Here is a 20,271-nt window from a genome sequence, read left to right as displayed (position 1 = left end):
GCCGGCCGTTTCGCGTGCCCCGAGTCAGCCTTCCAGACCCCGAGAGCGAGCCCGAAAACATGATCACTGCCACCGGCCTGGAACTGCGTGCCGGTTCCCGGATCCTGCTGTCCGACACCACCCTGCGCGTGCAGCCCGGTGACCGGATCGGCCTGGTCGGTCGCAACGGCGCCGGCAAGACCACCACGCTGAAGGTTCTCGCCGGCGAGGGGCAGCCATACTCCGGCCAGATCGACCAGCGCAGCGCCATCGGCTACCTCCCGCAGGACCCGCGTACCGGCGACCTCGAGGTGACCGGCCGCGACCGGGTCCTCTCGGCCCGGGGCCTGGACGTGCTGATGGCCCAGATGCAGGAGATCGAGGCTCGCCTCGCCGAGGACGCCAACGAGAAGCTGGTTCGTCGTTACGGCGCGCTGGAGGACCAGTTCGCCGCCCTGGGCGGGTACGCCGCCGAGGCTGAGGCCGCCCGGATCTGCGCCAACCTCGGCCTACCGGACCGGGCGCTCGCGCAGACCATCGGCACCCTCTCCGGCGGTCAGCGTCGGCGCATCGAGCTGGCCCGGATCCTGTTCCGCGACGCGGGCGAGAACGGCGGCGGCATCCTGCTGCTCGACGAGCCGACCAACCACCTCGACGCCGACTCGATCACCTGGCTGCGCGGCTTCCTCGCCAATCACAAGGGCGGCCTGATCGTGATCTCCCACGACGGCGCACTGCTGGAGTCGGTGGTCAACAAGGTCTGGTTCCTCGACGCCACCCGGTCCGTTGTCGACGTGTACAACCTGGGCTGGAAGGCGTACCTGGAGGCGCGCGAGACCGACGAGCGGCGCCGCCGCCGGGAGCGGGCCAACGCGGAGAAGAAGGCCGGCGCGTTGATGGCGCAGGCCGACAAGATGCGGGCCAAGGCGACCAAGACCGTGGCCGCGCAGAACATGGCCCGCCGCGCCGAGAAGCTGATTTCCGGCCTGGAGGAGGTCCGGGTCGCCGACCGGGTCGCCAAGGTGCGGTTCCCCAACCCCGCGCCGTGTGGCAAGACGCCGCTGACCGCGACCGGCCTGTCCAAGTCGTACGGCTCGCTGGAGATCTTCACCGACGTCAACGTCGCGGTGGACCGGGGCTCCCGGGTGGCCATCCTCGGGCTCAACGGCGCCGGCAAGACGACCCTGCTGCGGATGCTCGGCGGGCTGCTCAGTCCGGACACCGGCGAGGTGCACGCGGGTCACGGCCTGCGGCTGGGCTACTACGCCCAGGAACACGAGACGCTGGACGTGGAGCGGACCGTGCTGGAGAACATGCGCGCCGCAGCCGTGGAGCAGTCCGACACCGACCTGCGCAAGATCCTCGGCGCGTTCCTCTTCTCCGGTGACGACGTGAACAAGCCGGCGGGTGTGCTCTCCGGTGGCGAGAAGACCCGGCTGGCACTGTCCACCCTGGTCTGCTCCGGAGCGAACGTGCTGCTGCTCGACGAGCCGACGAACAACCTCGACCCGGTCAGCCGCGAGCAGGTCCTCGACGCGATCGCCAACTACCCGGGCGCGATCGTCCTGGTCACCCACGACCCGGGAGCGGTGCTGGCGCTCAAGCCGGACCGCGCGATCCTGCTGCCCGACGGCGACGAGGATGCCTGGAGCGACGACCTGCTCGAGCTGGTCGAGCTGGCCTGAGCACTTCCGGACGGCTGCTCGGCCACTCTCAGCCGAGCAGGTCGACCAGCCGGCCGAGCACGCCGGAGCTCACCAGGATCACGATTCCGATGGCGACGAAGATCGTCGGTACCAGCCAGTGGCCGGCGCGTTCGACCAGCCGGACCACCCGCCGGTGCCCGCCCAGCCAGGCCCCGGCGGCGCACCACAGCGCGATGAGCAGCACGAAGACCAGGAGGAACACCGCGCTGTCGGCCACGCCGAGGGCACGGAACACGGGGACGTAGACGGCCACATTGTCGGCGCCGTTCGCGATCGTCACCCCGGCGACACCGAGCATTCCGGTGACGACCGTGGGGGAATCGTCGTCGTCGGAACGCCCTAGCGCGCGGAGGCCCAGCGCGATCGGCAGCAGGCCGAGCAGCCCCGTCCACGGTTCCGGCACCACCAGCAGCCCGGCCGCGACCACCGCGCTGGCCAGCGCGAGCGCGCCGATACCGAGGTATTGTCCGGCGACGATCTGCCAGGTACGCGGTCGCCCGGTGGTGCGGGCCGCGACGAAGAAGAGCGTCAGGATGACGATGTCGTCGATGTCGGTGGCGGCGAAGACCACGGCCGCTGCGGCCCCGGTGCCCAACAGGTCGATCACGACCGAAGGCTACGGGTCGCCGGCAGCTGCCAGCGCGCGGCGGTGGTACGCCTGGACGCAGCGCCGGGGCCGATCGCCAGGATCACTCTATCGGGAAGCTGACATTGCATAGCGTGTCGGTTGGCGAAGAGTTGATATCTGGCGCATGATCGTTCGAGGCGGTCTAATAGGTGGGACCGTATCCGAACCGCACAGTCTGGGACGTGAGGACACAGCATGGCAGCCACTGGCACAGCCACCAGCACTGAGAAAGGTCGCCGGATCGTCGGAGCCGAGCGTCAGACGCTCGCCAAGGACCTGGTAAAGCGGTACACCTCGGGGGAAAGCATCCGCGCGTTGGCGGCCTCGACCGGCCGTTCCTACGGGTTCATCCACCGAGTGCTCACCGAGTCAGGGGTGCAGCTGCGTCAGCGCGGCGGTGCCCGGCGCCGCAAGAAGGCGTGACCCGCCCCCCAGCGTCGTCCACCAGCGCCACGACCCGGGTCGCCCGGTGACCGCCGAGGCGACCGGGGTTCGGCTGAGCTGCGACGGGCCGGTTGCCACGGTGACGTTGTGCCGGCCCGACGTGCTCAATGCTCAGACGCCCGCGATGTGGCGGGCGATGAGCGACTTCTCCCGCGATCTGCCCGGCGACGTGCGGGTGGTGGTGGTCCGGGGTGAGGGGCGTGCGTTCTCCGCCGGCCTCGACCTCGCGGTGGCCGGCGCTTCCGGCCCCGGCTCCTTCGCGGAGCTGGCCACCCTGCCCGAGCAGGAGTGCGCCGAGCGCATCGCGGAGTTCCAGGCTGGTTTCACCTGGCTGCACCGGCCGGACGTCATCTCCGTCGCGGCCGTGCAGGGCCACGCGATCGGCGCTGGCTTCCAGTTGGCGCTCGCGTGTGACCTGCGAGTGCTCGCCGCGGACGCGAAGCTGTCGATGGCCGAGGTGACGCTCGGCCTGGTGCCCGACCTGGCCGGCACGAAGCGCCTCGTGGAGTTGGTCGGCTATGCCCGGGCGTTGGAGATCTGCGCGACCGGCCGCCGGTTGGACGCCGCCGAGGCGGACCGGATCGGCCTGGCGACCCTGGTGGTGCCACCACCCGAGTTGGACGGCGCGGTCCAGGACCTGACCGCTGGCCTGCTCTCCGGGGCCCGCGACGCGGTGGTGGAGATCAAGGCGTTGCTCGCCGGCGCCGCGGGGCGGTCGCACGCCGATCAGCAGCGCGCCGAGCGGGAGGCGCAGACCCGCCGGCTGCGCGACCTGGCTGGACGGGGAGAATAGGTAAGGACCGTACGGGAAGATCCGGGTTACGACCGAGGTTGTCACAGTCGTCGGGAGAATTGACCTGACGGTGCGGTCAGTCCGACAACCCGGAGGTGAGCGGTGTCCAACCCGATGTCCGGCGGAGGCATGGCCGGGTGGAGCATGCTCCGGTCGATGCGTAACCGCGACGAGGTCTCCACCCACCGGCTGAAGCGTGGGGTCGCCCGACGCATCGTGGCCTTCGCCCAGCCCTACCGGCGCGACATCGTCGTCTTCCTGGCCACCGTCGTCCTGGCCGCCATCATCGGCGTGGCCACACCGGTGCTCGCCGGCGACGTGATCAACGCGATCAACCGGGGAGGTGCCGAGGCCGGTCGACTCGTGGTGCGGCTGGCCCTGTTCATCGCCGCGCTAGCGGTCGCCGACGCACTGCTCTCGCTGGCCCAGAGGTGGTATTCCGCCCGGATCGGCGAGGGCATCATCTTCAACCTGCGCACCCGGGTCTACGACCACGTGCAGCGGATGCCGTTGCAGTTCTTCACCCGTACGCAGACCGGTGCCCTGGTCAGCAGGCTGAACAACGACGTGCTCGGCGCCCAGCGGGCGTTCACCTCCACCCTGTCCGGTGTGGTCAGCAACGTCATCCAACTGGTGCTCACCGCGGCGGTGATGTTCACCCTCTCCTGGCAGATCACCGCGCTCTCGCTGGTGCTGCTGCCGATCTTCATCATTCCGGCCCGCCGGGTCGGTCGGCGGTTGGCCGACATCACCCGCGAGTCGTACAACCTCGACGCCAAGATGAACGCGACCATGACCGAGCGGTTCGGGGTGGCCGGCGCGTTGCTGGTGAAGCTCTTCGGCCAGCCCGAGGTCGAGGCCCGCCGGTTCGCCGCCCGAGCTGAGCGGGTCCGCGACATCGGCATCCAGTCCGCGATGTATTCGCGCACGTTCTTCGTGGCGATGCTGCTGGTCGCCTCGCTGGCGCAGGCGCTCACCTACGGCCTCGGTGGCTGGCTCGCCGTGACCGGCGGCGTCAGCGCGGGCACCGTGGTGACACTCGCGCTGCTGCTCACCCGCCTGTACGGTCCGATCACCGCGCTCTCCAACGTCCGGGTGGATGTGATGAGCGCGCTGGTCTCCTTCGACCGGGTCTTCGAGGTGCTCGACCTCGAGCCGGGCATCGTGGAGAAGCCCGACGCGGTGTCGGTGCCCCGGGGCGCTGGCCGGGTCGACTTCCGCGACGTGCGATTCCGCTATCCGAGTGCCGCGGAGATCTCGCTCGCCTCCCTGGAGGAGGTCGCCACCCTCGACCGGACAGTCAACGAGCCGGTGCTCAAGGGGGTCTCGTTCAGCGTGGAGCCCGGGCAGATGGTCGCGCTGGTCGGTCCGTCCGGTGCCGGCAAGTCGACGCTGTCGATGCTCATCTCCCGGGTCTACGACGTCACCGAAGGGCAGGTGCTGGTCGGTGGCGTGGACGTACGCGACGCGACGCTCGCCTCCCTGCGCGACGAGATCGGGGTGGTGACCCAGGATTCGCACCTGTTCCACGAGACGATCGCCGAGAATCTGCGGTACGCCAAGCCTGACGCCACCGACGACGAGATCTGGGCCGCGCTGGCCGGCGCACAGGTGGCCGACCTGGTCCGTTCGCTGCCGGACGGGCTGGACACCACCGTCGGGGAACGCGGCTACCGGTTCTCCGGCGGCGAGAAGCAGCGCATCGCGATTGCCCGGCTGCTGCTCAAGGCGCCGTCGATCGTGATCCTCGACGAGGCGACCGCACACCTGGATTCGGAGAGCGAGTCGGCGGTGCAACGGGCGCTGTCGGTGGCGCTGGCCGGGCGAACCGCCCTGGTGATCGCACACCGGCTCTCCACCGTGCGCGACGCCGACCAGATCCTGGTCCTGGACGGCGGGCGGATCGTCGAGCGGGGGCGGCACGACGAGCTGGTGGCCATCGGCGGTCTCTACGCCGAGCTGTACCGGACCCAGTTCGCGGTCGCCGACTCGCCCACCCCGTTCGTCGACGCGACCGGCCCCGAGCCGGTGGTCATGCCGCTGGGCACCTACCGCGCCGACGAGGTGCTGCCGCCGGCCGCCGCCAACTGACGGTCAACGCCGACGGTGTTGCTCGCGGGCTGCTGCCCCACCTTGATCAATTGATGAGAAGTAGGTGTCAGGACCGATCCGGACCTACTTCTCATCAATTGATCACCGCGTATCCCTCCGGTGTACCGGTGCCGGCGGCGGTTAGGCCAGGCGGCGGTCCGGTAGACCCGCCGGCGCCCGCAGCTCGGCGAACGCGAGGCCCAGTGTGAGCGGGGTGAAGTGCGCGTTCAGGCCGCTCGGGTTGGGCAACACCCACAGCCGGGCGCCGGCCAGCGCCTCCGGTTGCGGCCCGAACGCGGCCTTCGGCCGCTGAAAACCGATCCGGTACGCGGTCACCCCCACCACCGCGACCCAGCGTGGCCGGTACCGGGCCACTTTGTCGGTCAGGATGGCGGCGCCATCGAGTAGTTCCTCGGTGCTCAGCTCGTCCGCGCGGGCGCTGGCCCGGGCGGCCATGTTGGTGATGCCGAGCCCGAGGGCGGGAAGCTCGTCCTGTTCGCTGGGGTGCAGCAGACGGGGAGTGAACCCGCCCCGGTGCAGCGCGGGCCAGAACCGGTTGCCGGGCCGCGCGAAGTGCCAGCCGGTCGCGGCCGACCAGAGACCCGGGTTGATGCCCACGAAGAGCACCGCTAACCCCGGCGCGAGGACGTCGGGGATGGTGCGGTCGGCGGCCGCCGCCAACTCCGCCGGGGTCGGCCGCGGATAGCCGCCAGCAGCACCGGCAGGCCGGATCGGGTCCGGCGTCACCGCTCGGGCACCGCTGGCCGGGTCTGGCGTCACCGCTCGGGCATCGCTGGCCGGGTCTGGCGTCACAGTCCGCGCAGCGCGCCGCCGTCGACCGGCAGGGTGATGCCGGTCAGGTAGCTCGCGGCGGGGGAGAGCACGAACGCTGCCACCCGCCCGAACTCGGCCGGGTCGCCGATGCGGCGCAGCGGAATGCCGGCCTCCGCTTCGGTGCGGGCGCGTTCCGGGTCACCGGTCGCCGCGAAGAGCTCCCGGTTGCGGTCGGTCAGGATCCGGCCGGGCAGCAGGCCGACCACCCGGACACCGCGTGGGCCGTAGTCGTCGGCGATGTCCTTGGCGGCCCCGACCAGGCCGGGTCGCAGACCGTTGGAGATGCCGAGGCCGGGCACCGGGCCTCTGGCCGAGGTGGAGAGCACCAGCCCGATCGCACCGCCCTCGGGCAACGCGCCGGCGATCGTGCGGACCGCGCGGATGGTGCCGAGGAAGACCGTCTCGAAGGAGAGCCGCCACTGCTCGTCGGTGATCGCCGCGGCGTTGCCCGGCGGTGGCCCGCCGACCGAGATCAGCGCGCCGTCGAGCCGGCCGAAGTGTTCCCGGGCGGCGGCGACGAGCTGCCCCGGGGTCTCCGGGTCGGCCAGGTCGGCGGTCAGCCCGACGGCGTGCTCCGGGCCGCCCAGCCGTTCCGCGGCGGCGGCCACGGCGTCCGGGTCCCGGGCCGAGAGCACCACCCGTGCTCCGTCGGCGACCAGGCACTGCGCGGTCGCGTAGCCCAGGCCTCGGGAGGCGCCGGTGAGGACGTACACGCGGTCGGTCAGTCCGAGATCCATAACGCCGATCCTGCCGCATCGGGTACGCCGTCGCCACCAACGGGGGGCACCGTCGATGGACGCGGGGCGGGGCGCAGCAGGCGTACCCGGCCGGCGATCTGCACCGCGACGGCGCCGCCGGCGCGGCCCACCGTCGGCATCCGGCGCGGACGCGGCGCCGAGAGCCCGTCGTAGCGCAGGCGCGCCTCCCGGAGGGCCAGCTCCTCGGCGGCGGCCGGGGGCAGCGCTTGCCGGTTGTGCAGTGCGCGGGCCAGGTCCCAACCGTCGCGTAGCGACCCGGCGGTAGGTCGTCGGGCGGCCCAGCCGGCGAAGGTCGTCGTCCACCTGGCGCCGAGCCCGGCGGCGAGCAGTGGCCAGTGCCGCGCCACCTCGCCGGCACGTTTGCGCAGGAGGGCCGCCCGGGTGGCGGCCAACTGGGCCGGTGCGAACCCCGGCGGTGGCGGCCCGCCGGCGACCAGTGTCGCGACCAGCGCCGCCTGCCGCTCGGCGAGCCCGGCGAGATCGCCGGGTGGCCGCGTGTCGTCGTGCGCGTCGGTCATGTCACGGCCGGGAAGCCGGCGGCCGCCGCCAGGGCGTCCAGTTCGGCGCGGAGCTCGACCGCCGGCGGGTAGTGGCCGTCCCGTTCCAGCAGCAGCGCCGGTGGTCGCTGTCGGGCGCAGAGCGCGCCGACCAGCTCCAGCACCGCCGCCGGAACCGGGTCGGTGTGTGTGTCGTGGTAGAAGCCGCCGTGCTCGGCCCCGCCGGCCACGTGGGCGTACGCGACCCGGTCCAGCGGCAGACGGTCCAGCAACGCGAGCGGGTCGGCGCCCCGGTTGCGGGCGTTGGCGTGCACGTTGGCGACGTCCAGCAGCAGCAGTGCCCCGGTCCGGTCGAGGATCTCGGTGAGGAAGTCCGCCTCGTCGAGCTCGTCGTCGGGCCAGTCGACCAACGCGGCGATCGGTTCCAGCGCGAGCGGCACCGGCAGCTCGGCCTGTGCCCGCGCCACGTTGGCGCAGACCGCGTCGACCGCCGCCCGGCTGCGCGGCAGCGGCAGCAGGTGCCCGGCCTCCAGGCCGCCGGCTCGGACGAACGCGATGTGCTCGCTGACCAGCGGTGCGTCGACGCGTTGCGCTACCGCGGCGAGGTGGGCGACCCGCGCCGGGTCGACCGGTTCGGCGCCGCCGAGGGAGAGCCGCACCCCGTGCGGTACGACCGTCACCGCGCGCTCGCGCAACTGCGCCAGGCCTGGTGGGAGTGGCCCGGACGCGGGCACCGCCTCGGCCACCACCTCGACGAAGCGCAGCCCGGGCAGGTCGGCCACGAAGCCGGCGATCTCCGGCCGCCAGCCGATGCCCACTCCGGACGGGCCGGTCATCCGCCGCACCCCCCGCCGCCGCCGCAGCCGCCACCTCCACCGCAGGAGCTGCCGCCGCCGGAGCTGTCACCGCCTCCGCCGGAGCTGTCTCCACCCCCGCCGCTCGACCCGTCGGAGCCCCCCGTCCAGCCGGAGTTGCCGACGGCCTGGCGCTGAATCTCGGCCTGGTCGGCGAAGCCCGGGTCGAGTGCCCAGAGCGAGGCGGTGCCGAACAGGGCCACGCCCATCGCCGCGCCGGCCGCTCCGTAGGTGGCGTAGGCGGGCGCGGAGGCAGGGGCGAGGTGGGTGTGCTCCTCGCGGACGGCACGCAGCGTGGCCCGACCGGCCCGGGTGAGCGCGGGTGCCCGGCCCAGCAGCAGCGTGGCGCCCAGGAGCGCGACAAGGGTGAGCAGCAGGTAGCCCACCGGTCGATCATTGAAGAAGCCAGAGAACAGCCGGAGCCCGCCGAGGCCCAGCAGGGCCATCATGACCTTGTTCCAGAAGCGGGCTCGCTCGCGCTGCGTGTCGTTCGTCAGCAAACCGCGCTGCTCCAGGCCGTTGCGAATCTGGTCGAGCGCGGTGCGTACGCGGGAGTCCTGCGGCAGCTCCCGGACCCGTGCGTGCTGGTGGGCGGCCCAGTGGATGGCCTGGTCCAGCGGGGTGAGCCCGCCCGGCGCGGTGCCGACGGTGGTCAACCGGCGGTCCGGGCGTACGGCGATCGCACCGCTGCCGCGCAGCCCGCCGAGTGCGGCGTGCACGGCCAGTTGGGGCCCACCGTTGAGGTAGGCGACCTGCTGTGGCCCGAGCGGGTCGAGTGTGGTGTGCCCCGAGACGGTGAGCAGGCGGATCCGGTAGTACACCCCGATCGCCACCACCACGGCGGCCGCGACGAGGTAGTACCGGAGGAAGGTCGGGGCGGAGATGCCCCAGGTGTCGCCCGACGCCGCGTTCACGATCATCGACTGCTCCTGTCACCGGAGGGATCGGCGGCCCCATTGTGGAGCAGCTCCGCCACGGTCGACGTACCGGTGTCGGCGCGGTCAGCGGCGGCGGACCGCCTCCTCGACGAGGTCGAGCACCGGGCCCAGGTCACCGGCCGGTCGGCCCATCGCCAGGTGCAGCACCAGGCCGTCGTAGGCCAGCTCCAGGAACTGGGCCAGCACGTCGATCGGTACGTCCTCGCGCAGCACCCCGGCGTCGCGTTGGCGGGCCAACCGGTCGCGGGTCGCCTCGGCGATCGCGGCGGACCGCTCCGCCCAGCGGCGGGCGAACGCCGGGTCGGTGCGCAGGCGGCGGGAGACCTCCAGTTGGCTGCCCAGCCAGCCGGTGGTGTCCGGCGAGACGGCGCGGGCGAGCAGGTCGCGCATCACCTGCACCAGACCGTTGCGGGCCACCGTCTCGACCATCGCCGCGGCGTCGTCCTCGGCGACGGCGAGGAAGAGCGAGTCCTTGTCGCGGAAGTGGTGGAAGATGGCACCGCGGGACAGGCCGGTGGCCTCCTCGAGGCGGCGTACGGTCGCCCCCTCGTAACCGAGCCGGGCGAAACACGCCCGCGCGGCGGCGAGGATCTCCTGCCGGCGCGCGTCGAGCTGGTCCTGGCTTACTCTGGGCACGCGTCGATCGTTGCAGGTCACCTCGGGTCACGCAAACCGTACGTACGGCTTGGTTCCCCGCCGACTACCATCGCCCGGTGACCCTGCCCCGCACCGTTCCCGCCACCCCGCTGACCGTGGCCACCGTTCAGGCCACGCCCACGCCCGGCGACGTCGCCGGAAACGCGGTCCGTGCGGCTGACCTGGTCCGCCAAGCTGGTGAGCTGGGCGCCCGGGTGGCTGTCCTGCCGGAGCTGTTCCTCTGCGCGTACCACCCGCCGACCCTCGCCGCCGACCCGGTCGGCACGGACGTCGCGGCCGACCCTGCCGGGATGGTCGCGGATCCTCGGCTCGACCCGCTGCGCGCCGCGGCCCGCGAGGCCGGCGTCACCGTGCTGGTCGGCGCCGCCGCCCGGCACCCGGACGGTCGGCGGACCATCGCCGCGCTGGTGGTCGACCGGGCCGGCGCGGTCCGGGTCGGCTACGACAAGCAGCAGTTGTGGGGCGACGAGCGTGAGCTGTTCAGCGCTGGCGGTCGGGGCGCCACGCTGCTCGTCGACGACTGGCGGCTCGGGCTGGGCATCTGCTACGACGGCTGTTTCCCGGAGCACGGCCGGGCCGCCGCCCTCGACGGTGCCCACGGATACCTGTGCCCCAGCGGATACCTGGCCGGTTCCGAGCACCGCCGAGACCTTTACTACGCCGCGCGAGCCCTGGACAACACGATGTTCGTGGTCTTCTCCAACGCGGTCGGAGGCGTCGACCCGTGGCGGTTCAACGGCGGCGCGGCGATCTACGACCCGCAGGGGCGGGTGCTGGCCCGGGGCGCCGACGACGGCACGGCGGTGCTGGTCGCGACGTTGGACCCGGCCGCGCTCGCGGCCACCCGGGCGGCCCATTCGATGCTCGCCGATCGACTTCCGGACCAGGGCGGCCCTCGGGTGTCGATGTCTGGCTGAGCCCGTCGTCAGGTCGGTACCCGCAGGATCTGTTGGCGGACACGTCGGTCCCGTAGGGTGCCCGAGTGCCACTGCTCCTGCTGGACCTGGACAACACCCTGCTGGATCGGGCCGGGCCGTTCCGCCGCTGGGGTGAGCGCTTCCTGGACGGCATCGGCGCGCCCCCCACCGACATCGACTGGCTGGTCTCGGTCGACGCCGACGGCTTGACCGACCGCTGGGATCTCGCCGACGCCATCCGGGACCGCTACGAGCTGCGCATTCCCTCGATCGACCTGGTGGAGGACCTGCACGACGGGGTGGTGGCGCAGACCCGGCTCGACCCGCTCACCGCCTGTGCGCTGCGGATCGCCGACGACGCCGGCTGGGTGCCGGTGGTGGTCTGCAACGGCACGGTGCGCGTCGAAGACGCCAAGATCCGCAGAACCGGCCTGGACCAGTACGTCGCGGACTGGGTGATCTCCGAGGAGGCCGGCGTCAGCAAACCCAACCCGCGGATCTTCGCGCTCGCCGCGCAGCGGGTCCGAATGCCGCTGCGCGGTGCCTGGGTGGTCGGCGACAGCCCGGAGGCGGACATCGGTGGCGCCGCCGCGGTCGGGTTGCCCAGCGTCTGGCTGCACCGGGGGCGCACCTGGACCGACGTCCGGTTCGCGCCGAGCCGCACCGTGGACGGGCTGATCGCCGCGGTCGCCACCGTGCTCGCGCGCTGAGAGGTTCGCTCGCTCGCCCCGGTGTCGACGCTGCCCGGACGGCGTTTCGATAAATCGGTTGACCGGCTGCCGCGGGGCAGCGAGCATTGTCGGCGCATCGTGCATCCCGGGCGTGGGCCCGGTCGAGGAGAGGGGGTCGGTCATGGCCGTCTTCGCAGGTCGCTTCCAGCCGCCTATCTCAGCCTCGACCAAGGGAACCTCACCACAGTGCGCGATCACGACCTTCCGGCGCTGGAGCGCCGGAGCCGCGGCAAGAGCCGCTTCGACGACGACGAACCGCAGTTTCTGAAGCGCGGGCGGCCCACCGAGCCGCTCGCAGACCCGGACAGCGACCCTGACCCGGACACCGGCGAACGCTGGTCGTCCTGGGACGACGCCGTCCACGGGCCGCAGCCCCACCCGGACTGGCTGGTCACCGAGTTGGCTGCCAAGGACACCGAGCTGGGTGTGCTGAAGACCGGCAAGGAGGCGGACGTCCACCTGGTCCGCCGGGCCGTGCCCGACAGCGACCGCTCCTGCCTGCTGGCGGTCAAGCGCTACCGCGACCCCGAGCACCGGTTGTTCCACCGCGACGCCGGCTACCTGGAGGGCCGCCGGGTGCGCCGCTCCCGGGAGAACCGGGCGATGGCCGGTCGGACGGCGTTCGGCCGGCAGATGATCGCCGGGCAGTGGGCCGCGGCCGAGTTCGACGCCCTGGCTCGCCTCTGGGAGATCAGCGCAGGGTACGACCGGATCGCCGTGCCGTACCCGGTGCAGTTGCGGGGTACCGAGCTGATGCTGGAGTTCGTCGGCGACGCCGAGTCGGGGGAGGCTGCGCCCCGACTGGCTCAGTTGCGCCCCGACCCGGCCGAGCTGCGCGACCTGTGGAACCAGCTGGTGGAGGCGCTGCGAGTGCTGGCCCGGGCCGGCTATGCCCACGGCGACCTGTCGCCGTACAACCTGCTCGTGCACCGGGGCCGGCTGGTCGTGATCGACCTGCCGCAGGTGGTCGACGTGGTGGCGAACCCGCAGGGGCCGGAGTTCCTGGCCCGCGACGTGCGGGTGGTCGGCACCTGGTTCGCGGCCCGGGGGATGCCCACCGAGCAGGTCGATCCCGGCGTGCTGACCGGAGAGCTGCTACGCGAGGCGGGCATCCGCTGATCGGAGCGGGTCGGGCGGCCTGACCGCCCGACCCACCACGCCGGTTACTGCAGGTAGCGCTCCACCTCGGGCTTGGGGCGCTCGCCCTGTGCGTCCGGGTCGCCGTGGGTCTCCCGGGCGGCCCGCCTGCGGCGCAGGAGGTCCCAACACTGGTCGAGGGACTCCTCCAGGGCGCGCAGCCGCTCGCTGGCCTCGCCCTCGGTGCCCGACTCGTGGGCCTGGGCATCCGCCCGCAGCTTGTGTTCCTCGTCGACCAGCTCGGTGATCCGGTTCAGGATGGTCTTGTCGTCCATGACAAGAGCCTGGCACAGGGGACCGGACGTCGCCCGGATTCGGTCGTTCCGCCGGGTCGACTCGTGCGGCCGAGGCGGCTGCCTGCCGCGGTCCGCGGCCGAGCCGCGGCGATCTCCCGGGCCGCTCCTCGACGGGATAGTGAGTGATGTTCATCACTATCGAACGTCACGGATGCCGACTGATGGTCACCGCCGTCACTACCTGCGGGATCTGTGATAGGCGCACTTCCCGGCATCCCAATCCTACGGCGACGCAATCCATGCGTGTGAAAATTTCACGTACTGCGTCTAGAGAGAGACGACCGAGCGGTGGCATGCTCCACGAACACCTAACTCCGCAGAGTCGTTCCGCGACGGCGAGTATCCACAAGGGAGTGTCGGGTCCCGTGGTAGCACCTCAGGCAGTGCCGGTTCAGCCACGACGAGCGGGCTCGGTCCCGCTGCGTCACGTGGTGCCCAACCTGTTCCGCGATCCGGCCGGCACCCTGGTCGAGATGGGCGAGCGGTCGCAGGGTGAGGTGGTGAAGCTCAGCCTGGGCGCGTTCCGGCCCTACCTGGTCACCCGGCCAGAGCACCTGCAGCGGGTTCTGCGCGAGAAGTCCGACAACTACGTCCGCGCCGGTGACGGTCTCCAGTGGCGTCCGCTGAAGCGGTTGTTCGGCGACGGCATCCTCAGCGACGGCGACTACTGGAAGAACAGCCGCCACGTACTCCAGCCGCTGTTCACCGCTCGACGCGTCGACTCGCTGGTGGACCGGCTGGCCGAGGCGATCGAGGATGCGGTCGACGACCTGGACGAGCCGGCCCGCGCCGGCCAGCCCGTCGACATGGGCACCGTCCAGGCCCAGATCGTCTGCTCGGCGATCATGCGGGTCTTCTTCGCCGACAAGATCTCGGTGCCGCAGGCGATGCGCATCATGAAGGCGCAGGACGCGATCGCCTGGTCGGTGATGCCACGGCTGATGGTGCCATGGGCGCCGCTGGCCATGCCGATGCCCGGCGACCGGGCATTCCGTAAGGCCGTCCGCCTCATCGACGACACGCTGCTCCCCATCGTCCGAGCCGCCCGGGAGACGGCCGAGACGGATGGCGACGACATCATCGCGACGTTGTGGCGAGGCCGCACCGAGACGGGTGGCCGGCTCGACGAGCGGCAGGTCCGTGACGACACCGTCTCCATGGTCGCCACCACCACCGAGACCACGATCAGCGTGCTGACCTGGCTCTGGCCGCACATCGCCCAGGACGAGCAGATCGCCGAGCGGCTGTACGAGGAGATCGACCGGGTGGTCGGCGACGCGCCGGTCCGCCGCGAGCACCTGCGCGAGCTGCGCTACACCCGGCAGGTGCTCGACGAACTGCTGCGGCTCTATCCGATCGGTTGGCTCTTCCCGCGCCGCGCGGTGGAGGCCGACGTGATCGGCGGCGTACGGATCGAGGCCGGCGCGACCCTCGTGGTCAGCCCGTTGATCACCCACCGGATGTCCGCGTTCTGGGACCGCCCCGAGGTCTTCGACCCCGACCGCTTCGACCCCGAGCAGGTCCGCAACCGGCACCGGTACGCGCACTTCCCGTTCGGCGGCGGCCCGCACCAGTGCATCGGCATGCACCTGTTCTATCTGGAGGCGATGCTGATCGTGGCCACGGTGTTGAGCCGGTTCCGGTTCAGCCTGCAGCGGCAAGCTCTGCCCGGTATCAAGGTGGCGGCGGCGCTGCGACCCCTTGAGCGTGTCGAGGTGACGCTGCGGCCGGCACGGAGTGTCTCCGCATGACCGCAGGGCTCACGTCGCCGCCGGCAACCGGTGGCGACCAGATGGCGCTGGCCGCCGAGCAGGGCCGGATCTGTGCCCTCGCCGCGAAGGGCCAACGTGACCTGGCCGAACGTGCCGCGGCGTACCCCGATCTCTTCCCGGCGCGACCGTTCGACCCGGCGCTGTTCGGCAACGTCGCGATGGCGATCGCGTTCGGGGCGCCCTGGTGCGACCTCGACCAGTTGCGTGTCACGAACCGGGCCGTGCTCTGGGGCTTCGCGGTCGACTGGCTCGTCGACCACGAGGCGCGTACCCGTGACGAGATCGACCGGTTGACGGCGGGCTGCCTCGCGGTGGCCGAGGGCGGGCGACCGGCGGCGGACGATCCTCTCGGCCGCTTCCTCGCCGAGTTGCACGACGACCTGGCCGCCGTGCCGGCGTACGCGACCCACGGGGTGGTGTGGCGCACCGAGTTGCGCACGATGCTCGACGCCATGGCGCGGGAGTGGGACTGGAAGCAGGCCGCCGACGGCGGGGCGCTGCCCACCCTCGACGAGTACCTGGCCAATGCGGCGAACCTGGCCTGCACGGTGGTCAACGTCGTGCACTGGATCCACTCCGACGATCCCGCGACGCTGGCCCACCTCGACGCGCTCGTCGCGGCCAGTGACCAGGTGCAGCGGATCCTCCGACTCGTCAACGACCTGGCCACCTACGAACGCGACAAGCGGTGGGGGGACCTCAACGCGTTGATGCTGGTGCCGGAGCGGGCCGACGTCGAGCGTCAGGTCACCGACCTGGTGGCGCACGCCCGCGAGATGCTCGAACCGCTGCGCGAGACCTGCCCGGTGCAGGCCGACTATCTCGCCCGCCAGATCGGCTTCAGCTCGGGCTTCTACCGGTCGACCGACTTCTGGGGCGTGCTGTGACCAGCTCACCAGCCGCCGACGCCCGGGACGAGTCCGAGGTGGCCGCGTCGGCCCGGGAACTGCTCGCCGCCATGACGCTCGAACCGGCGGGCCGGGTCACCCCCTCGGTGTACGAGACCGGTCGGGTCGTCGCCGACGCGCCGTGGCTCGCCGGGCATGATCGGCGGCTGCGGTATCTGCTGGACGCCCAGCGCGCCGATGGCGGTTGGGGTGGCGCTGGCGGTTACGCCGTGGTGCCGACGGTGAGCGCGGTGGAGGCGCTGCTCGGCACGCTGCGTGGCACCGAGGATTCCGACCCGGACGTGCTGGCGGCCGCGGCCCGCCGCGGGTTGGAGGTGCTCGCCGACTGGCTTGGCAGAGGCACGCCGCTGCCGGACACACCGGCGGCCGACCTCATCGTGCCGGCCCTGGTGGAGCGGATCAACGACCACCTCGCGTTCTTCGCCACACGCGACGATCGGAGGTTCGCCGACGGGCTCCGCGCCCTGCCCGGCGTGGACCGACGGCGGCTCGACGCCGTCCACGCGCTGGTCGGCACCGGACGTCCGGTGCCGCAGAAGCTGCTGCACGCCTTCGAGGTGCTCGGACCGGTCGCGCGCCGGCACGGCGGCGTGTCCCCGGTCGCCGGGGCCGTCGGCGCCTCGCCTGCCGCCACCGCCGCCTGGATCGGTGACCCGGCGACGCCCGGCGCCGACCCGGAGGCGCTGGCCTACCTGCGGGAGGCGGTCGGTCCTCTCGACGGACCGGTGCCCTGCTGTACGCCGATCACGGTGTTCGAGCGGGCCTGGGCGCTGAGCGGTCTTGCCCGCGCGGGGGTGCCGGTCCGGCCCGCGCCGAAGCTCGTCGCCGAGTTGGCCGCCGCGCTCGGGCCGCGGGGCGTGCCGACCGGGCCGGGGCTGCCGGCCGACGCGGACACCACCTCGGTCACCCTCTACGCTCTCGCCCGCCTCGGTCACCCGGTGGACCCGGCGAGCCTGCTCCACTTCGACCTCGGCACCCACTTCTGCACCTGGCAGGGGGAGGACGGGCGGTCGGTCACCACGAACGCGCACGTGCTGGAGGCGCTCGGCTGGCACGCCCGGCACACGGCGGTGGGCGCGAGCCGCTACGGCGTCCGTGCGGCCGCGCTGGCCGGGTGGCTGGGCGACGAGCAGCAGCCCGACGGCTCCTGGGCCGACCGCTGGCACGCGTCGGCGTACTACGCCACCTCGTGTGTCGTGACGGCCCTCGACCGGTACGCCCCGGCCGGGGTCGGCGGACCGGCGGTCGATCGCGCCGTCGACTGGCTGGTCGCCACCCAACGGGCGGACGGGGCCTGGGGACGGTGGGCGGGCACCGCGGAGGAGACGGCGTACGCCCTGCACGTGTTGCTGGGGGTGCGTCGACCGGTGCGGCCGGGCGTAGCCGAGGCGATCGGTCGCGGATTGCGTCATCTATCCGAAGTGGACGATCAGCAGGACGACCCTCCCTTGTGGCACGACAAGGATCTCTACACGCCGGTGCTGATCGTCCGAGCGGCCGTTCTCGCCGCGCGGCAGTTGGCGATGACCAGATCCGACCTGGTCAACAACCCGGACCGGCCCCTGCTCCGGTCCCGCACGGCGGTCTCATGATCAGCAGCGCTTGAGCACAGCCCCGGACGCTGCTAGCGTGCGCCGGGGTCGATGCGTGCACTACGCATTCCTGACTGATCACTCACACAGGCCGCGCCAGGGACGGTGTAATGGGTTCCCGCAGTACGAATCTGCGTACCAAGGTCGTTGCTCTGCTCGTCTCCCTCGTCGCGCTCTGGGGCTTCACGGCCTGGGTCACCGTCCGGGACGGGGTCAACCTGCTCGGTGTGCAGACGCTGGACGTCAAGGTCTTCGATCCCACCGAGCCGCTGCTGCTGCAGCTCCAGCTGGAGCGTCGGACGTCGGTGGCCTACCTCGGTCGACCCGACGACGCGCAGCGCGCCACGCTGGCGCAGATGCGGCAGCGCACCGACGAGTTGGCGGCGAAGTTCACCAAGTCCACCGAGAACTGGCAGGTCGGCGCGCTGGGCAGCGACACGCTCGACCAGCGGATCAAGGCTCTCACCACCGGGCTGACCGAGCTGAGCAAGACCCGTACGGCGGTCGACGAGCGGAGCATCGACCGGGCCGGGGCGACCGCGACCTTCACCGGGGTGATCGAGTCGATCTACCGGGTGTACGACGCTCTCGGCAACCTCGACGACGAGCAGGTCGCCGAGGACACCGCCGCCCTGATCGGCCTCAACCGGTCCCGCGAGCTGCTGTCCCAGGAGGACGCGCTGCTGGCCGGCGTGCTGGCCGCCGGCCGGATCACCCCGGCCGAGCGGGCGGACTTCACCCGGATCGTCGGCGCCCGACAGTTCGTCGCCGCCTCCGCGCTGGTCCGGCTCCCGGCCGCCGACCAGCGCCGCTACGAGACGATGTCGACGGGCCCCACCTTCAGCCGGCTGACCACCCTGGAAACCCAGGTCATGCAGGGCAGTGGCGCCGGCCGACCGTCGGTCACCGCGACGGACTGGAGCGACACCACCACCCCGGCGCTGACCGAGATCAGCACGGTCGTGCTGGCCGGCGGCGACGGAGTGGTCGACCGGGCCACTCCGGTCGCCATCGGCGTCGTCGTCCGACTGGCGCTCGCCACCGGCCTCGGTCTGCTCGCCGTCATCGCCTCGATCATCGTGTCCATCACCACCGCCCGCGCCCTGGTGCGGCAGCTGGAACGGTTGCGTAACGCGGCCTTCCGCCTGGCCAACGAGCGATTGCCCAGTGTGGTCGAGCGGCTCGGTCGCGGCGAAGACGTCGATGTGGCCGCCGAGGCGCCACCCCTGGAGTTCGGCACCGACGAGATCGGCCAGGTCGGCAAGGCCTTCAACGCGGTCCAGGAGACCGCGATCCGTACCGCCGTCGAGCAGGCCGAGCTGCGGCGCAACGTCCGCGAAGTCTTCCTCAGCCTGGCCCGGCGCACCCAGGCCCTCGTGCACCGCCAGCTCACCCTGCTCGACGCGATGGAGCGCCGCGAACACGACGCGGAGGAGCTGGAGGACCTGTTCCGGGTCGACCACCTGGCCACCCGGATGCGACGCAACGCGGAAAACCTGATCGTGCTCTCCGGCTCCACCCCCGGCCGGGCCTGGCGGCGCAACGTTCCGATGGTCGACGTGGTGCGCGGTGCAGTGGCCGAGGTGGAGGACTACACCCGGGTCAACGTGCTGCCGCTCGGGCCGGTCTCGCTGGCCGGCCGCGCGGTCGGCGACATCATCCACCTGCTCGCCGAGCTGATCGAGAACGGCCTGTCGTTCTCCCCGCCGCACACGACCGTCGAGGTCCGCGGCCAGCTGGTGGCCAACGGCTTCGCCATCGAGATCGAGGACCGGGGCCTCGGCATGAGCGAGGAGGACCTGGTCGCGGCGAACCACCGGATCGTCGACCAGTCCGAGCTGAACCTCGCCAACGCCACCCGCCTCGGGCTCTACGTGGTGAGCCGGCTGACCGAGCGGCACGGCGTGCGGGTGCGGCTGAAGGAGTCCGCGTACGGCGGCACCACCGCTGTCGTGCTGATCCCGCTGGAACTGGTCACCGAGAACGCGATCGGCCCGGAGGACTCGGGGGCGATGCGGACCGGTTCGGCCATCCCGCTGCCTTCGGCGCCCGCTCTCGACACCGGCCGTCCGGCCTTCCTCGCACCGCTCGCACTGGCCGCACCGACGACCACCGCACGGGACGTACCCGAACCGGTCAGCACGGAGACGCCAATGTCGGCTGACATCGCCACCTCGACGGCACCGGCCGACGAGGCCGAAACCGTCCTACCCACCCGGCAGCGGGCAGCCCCGGCCGCCGCACCCGAGCTGCCCACCCGGGCCCGGCGCGGCCCGGGCCAGCCGGCCCTGGAAGCCCCGACGGTGCCCACCGGCCTGCCCGCCGTCGACCGCACCCGGGTTACGGACGACGACGGCGCGCCGGTCGTGGCAGCCGACGACGCTCCGGGGCTCGCCCGCGCCGAGGCGGAACGCACCGACTCGGGACTGCCCGTCCGGGTTCGACAGGCGAACATCGTCCCCGAGCTGCGCGACGACCCGGCGGAGTCGGAGACCAACGACGAGGATGTGGTGCGCGCACCGGAGCAGGTGCGCCGCATGATGAGCTCCTACCAGACCGGCACCCGGCGTGGCCGGACCGACGCGGCTCGGCTGATCGGCGGCGCCTCCGGCGCTCCGGCGACCGCGTCTCCCGAGCCGGCCGACGAGGACCCACAAGCGACCTGACCGAGCACCGATGACGCGGGTTCCGCGCGGTGCGGCGGTCAAGCCCCAGACGAATACGGCGCACAGCCGGGCG

General features: G+C 72.2%; 19 protein-coding genes. 11 read left to right on the top strand and 8 right to left on the bottom strand.

From position 1 onward, the window contains the following. Positions 1-59: 59 nt before the first annotated feature. Positions 60-1,664 carry an ABC-F family ATP-binding cassette domain-containing protein gene (locus HNR20_RS04820; RefSeq protein WP_184176819.1) on the top strand — a complete coding sequence of 535 codons (1,605 nt, stop codon included), beginning with the start codon at positions 60-62 and terminating at the stop codon, positions 1,662-1,664. 28 nt (positions 1,665-1,692) lie between these two features. On the opposite strand, the gene HNR20_RS04815 is transcribed toward HNR20_RS04820, so the two are convergent. Next, positions 1,693-2,292, bottom strand: a complete 600-nt coding sequence (locus tag HNR20_RS04815; protein ID WP_184176817.1) for a cadmium resistance transporter — start codon at positions 2,290-2,292, stop codon at positions 1,693-1,695. A gap of 216 nt (positions 2,293-2,508) precedes the next feature. On the opposite strand from HNR20_RS04815, the gene HNR20_RS04810 reads away from it, so the two are divergent. From HNR20_RS04810 to HNR20_RS04800, 3 genes are all read left to right on the top strand, one after another. Continuing rightward, positions 2,509-2,736, top strand: a complete 228-nt coding sequence (locus HNR20_RS04810) for a helix-turn-helix domain-containing protein (protein WP_007462679.1) — start codon at positions 2,509-2,511, stop codon at positions 2,734-2,736. Between the two features lie 46 nt (positions 2,737-2,782). Continuing rightward, entirely contained in the window at positions 2,783-3,550 is a 768-nt protein-coding gene (locus HNR20_RS04805) for an enoyl-CoA hydratase/isomerase family protein (protein WP_184176815.1), read from the top strand. Between the two features lie 114 nt (positions 3,551-3,664). After that, on the top strand, positions 3,665-5,641 hold the full coding sequence (locus HNR20_RS04800; RefSeq protein ID WP_184187981.1) for an ABC transporter ATP-binding protein: 1,977 nt from the start codon (positions 3,665-3,667) through the stop codon (positions 5,639-5,641). Positions 5,642-5,782: 141 nt separating this feature from the next. Here the strand turns inward: HNR20_RS04800 and mug are convergent, their stop codons facing one another. From mug to HNR20_RS04770, 6 genes are all read right to left on the bottom strand, one after another. Further along, the gene (gene mug, locus HNR20_RS04795; RefSeq protein ID WP_229687228.1) at positions 5,783-6,388 is read right to left on the bottom strand and encodes a G/U mismatch-specific DNA glycosylase; all 606 of its coding nucleotides are present in this window, start codon (positions 6,386-6,388) and stop codon (positions 5,783-5,785) included. Between the two features lie 62 nt (positions 6,389-6,450). After that, complete coding sequence (locus HNR20_RS04790) at positions 6,451-7,212, bottom strand: SDR family oxidoreductase (RefSeq protein WP_184176813.1); 762 nt, start codon at positions 7,210-7,212, stop codon at positions 6,451-6,453. Next, entirely contained in the window at positions 7,197-7,751 is a 555-nt protein-coding gene (locus tag HNR20_RS04785) for an SCO6045 C-terminal-like domain-containing protein (RefSeq protein ID WP_229687187.1), read from the bottom strand. Before HNR20_RS04785 ends, HNR20_RS04790 begins: the two co-directional genes overlap by 16 nt. Beyond that, positions 7,748-8,566, bottom strand: coding sequence for an MbnB/TglH/ChrH family RiPP precursor modification enzyme (locus tag HNR20_RS04780; RefSeq protein WP_184176811.1), 819 nt, complete (start codon positions 8,564-8,566; stop codon positions 7,748-7,750). Before HNR20_RS04780 ends, HNR20_RS04785 begins: the two co-directional genes overlap by 4 nt. Next, positions 8,563-9,504, bottom strand: coding sequence for a TIGR04222 domain-containing membrane protein (locus tag HNR20_RS04775; RefSeq protein WP_184176809.1), 942 nt, complete (start codon positions 9,502-9,504; stop codon positions 8,563-8,565). The genes HNR20_RS04780 and HNR20_RS04775 overlap by 4 nt, the downstream gene beginning before the upstream one ends. Before the next feature lie 81 nt (positions 9,505-9,585). Beyond that, entirely contained in the window at positions 9,586-10,158 is a 573-nt protein-coding gene (locus tag HNR20_RS04770; protein ID WP_184176807.1) for a TetR/AcrR family transcriptional regulator, read from the bottom strand. 77 nt (positions 10,159-10,235) lie between these two features. On the opposite strand from HNR20_RS04770, the gene HNR20_RS04765 reads away from it, so the two are divergent. From HNR20_RS04765 to HNR20_RS04755, 3 genes are all read left to right on the top strand, one after another. Next, on the top strand, positions 10,236-11,096 hold the full coding sequence (locus HNR20_RS04765) for a carbon-nitrogen hydrolase family protein (protein ID WP_229687186.1): 861 nt from the start codon (positions 10,236-10,238) through the stop codon (positions 11,094-11,096). A 65-nt stretch (positions 11,097-11,161) separates the two neighbouring features. Further along, positions 11,162-11,806 (top strand): HAD family hydrolase, encoded by a 645-nt coding sequence (locus HNR20_RS04760; RefSeq protein ID WP_184176805.1) that lies wholly within the window; start codon positions 11,162-11,164, stop codon positions 11,804-11,806. A 207-nt stretch (positions 11,807-12,013) separates the two neighbouring features. Next, entirely contained in the window at positions 12,014-12,946 is a 933-nt protein-coding gene (locus HNR20_RS04755) for a serine protein kinase RIO (protein WP_184176803.1), read from the top strand. A gap of 44 nt (positions 12,947-12,990) precedes the next feature. Here HNR20_RS04755 and HNR20_RS04750 read toward each other — a convergent pair whose 3' ends face one another. Then, positions 12,991-13,239 (bottom strand): DUF2630 family protein, encoded by a 249-nt coding sequence (locus HNR20_RS04750; RefSeq protein WP_184176801.1) that lies wholly within the window; start codon positions 13,237-13,239, stop codon positions 12,991-12,993. A 494-nt stretch (positions 13,240-13,733) separates the two neighbouring features. On the opposite strand from HNR20_RS04750, the gene HNR20_RS04745 reads away from it, so the two are divergent. The 4 genes from HNR20_RS04745 (at position 13,734) to HNR20_RS04730 (ending at position 20,198) form a co-directional block, all read left to right on the top strand. Next, positions 13,734-15,011, top strand: a complete 1,278-nt coding sequence (locus tag HNR20_RS04745; RefSeq protein WP_229687227.1) for a cytochrome P450 — start codon at positions 13,734-13,736, stop codon at positions 15,009-15,011. Beyond that, the gene (locus HNR20_RS04740) at positions 15,008-15,919 is read left to right on the top strand and encodes a terpene synthase family protein (RefSeq protein ID WP_184176797.1); all 912 of its coding nucleotides are present in this window, start codon (positions 15,008-15,010) and stop codon (positions 15,917-15,919) included. Before HNR20_RS04745 ends, HNR20_RS04740 begins: the two co-directional genes overlap by 4 nt. Next, the gene (locus tag HNR20_RS04735) at positions 15,916-17,532 is read left to right on the top strand and encodes a prenyltransferase/squalene oxidase repeat-containing protein (RefSeq protein ID WP_229687185.1); all 1,617 of its coding nucleotides are present in this window, start codon (positions 15,916-15,918) and stop codon (positions 17,530-17,532) included. The genes HNR20_RS04740 and HNR20_RS04735 overlap by 4 nt, the downstream gene beginning before the upstream one ends. A gap of 110 nt (positions 17,533-17,642) precedes the next feature. Continuing rightward, positions 17,643-20,198: a sensor histidine kinase gene (locus HNR20_RS04730; protein ID WP_184176795.1), complete on the top strand. Its 2,556-nt coding sequence runs from the start codon at positions 17,643-17,645 to the stop codon at positions 20,196-20,198. Positions 20,199-20,271 lie beyond the last annotated feature (73 nt).

The organism is Micromonospora parathelypteridis (assembly GCF_014201145.1).
In the GTDB taxonomy this organism is placed as follows: domain Bacteria; phylum Actinomycetota; class Actinomycetes; order Mycobacteriales; family Micromonosporaceae; genus Micromonospora; species Micromonospora parathelypteridis.
This window is presented reverse-complemented; position numbering and strand designations above follow the sequence as displayed.